This window comes from Arthrobacter sp. TJ-270, from assembly GCF_058269075.1.
Window position 1 is genome coordinate 1 of sequence record NZ_JBZCNB010000019.1, and the last position, 1,112, is coordinate 1,112.

1 protein-coding gene is annotated in these 1,112 nt (G+C 62.6%); it reads left to right on the plus strand.

Features of this window, described 5'->3' with window-relative positions:
• Nucleotides 1–39 precede the first annotated feature (39 nt).
• Nucleotides 40–1,112, plus strand: a 1,073-nt coding sequence (locus AC4D2M_RS17155; RefSeq protein WP_490893108.1) for an AI-2E family transporter, incomplete at its 3' end; no start/stop codon positions are given.

Sequence of the window (1,112 nt, forward strand, 5' to 3'; positions counted from 1 at the left end):
CGGGTTTCGAATCCCTGTCGGGCGGTGGAGAATGGGCGGATGCAGCCCACTGATCCGGCCACGCCTGACGGAGTTCCGCCGGAATCAGCGACGTCCGGCGTTGGCGGGAAGAAAAAGCCGAAGAGATTCAGGGCGTTTCGTGTCGGGCTTACGGGCGCCCTGGGTGTGGGTGTCGGGCTTGTAGTTTGGGGTGTCGTTTCTTCCCTTGCCATGCTGCTGACCTATGTGGGGCTGGCTTTTTTCGCCGCGCTGGGAATTGAACCGGTAATCCGCGCCCTCAGCAGGCGCCTCCCTCGGCCGGCGTCGGTCGCCGTGGTCTTCCTCATACTGCTCGCAGCCTTGGCCTCAGTGCTGTACTGGTTGATTCCGCTGCTGGTCAGGGAAGTGGGCGATCTGATACGGGCGGTGCCGGCCTTCATCGCCTCGGTGATGGCCTCGAGCTGGTTCCGAACGACTGAGGCGCTGCTGGGCGACTTTGTGGACCTCGGTGCGGTGACCGGACAGCTGTCCGTATTCCTCAGCCGCCCGAGAAATCTTGCAATGGTGGGAGGTGGGGTCCTGTCCTTCGGAGTGGGACTGGCCGAAGCGGTCACGGGCGTCATCCTGGTCCTGATCCTCACCCTCTACTTCTCCTCCTCCCTGGGGGCAACCAAAGCGACCCTGTATGAGCTCGTTCCTGCCAGCGTACGGGCGCCCTTCGCGAGTATCGCCGAGGACATTTCCGAATCGATCAGCCGGTATATCGCCGGACAGTTCCTGTTGTCGCTGATCAACGGAGTCCTCACGGCCATTTTCCTCACGACCATCAACGCTCCCACTCCATTGCTGCTGGCACTGGTTGCCTTCCTGGGATCGGCGATACCGCTGGTGGGTACCATTGCTTCTTCCCTGATCATCACCGGAGTGTGCCTGCTCGCCTCACCGCTGACTGCGCTGGCGGCCGCCATCTACTACCTCATCTACATGCAGATCGAGGCCTACCTGCTCACGCCCCGGATTATGGACACAATGGTCAAGGTGCCCGGACCATTGGTCGTCATCGCCGTGGTGGCAGGAGGCACATTGGGCGGAATCATCGGGGCCCTCGTCGCGGTTCCCGTGGCAGCCGCGGC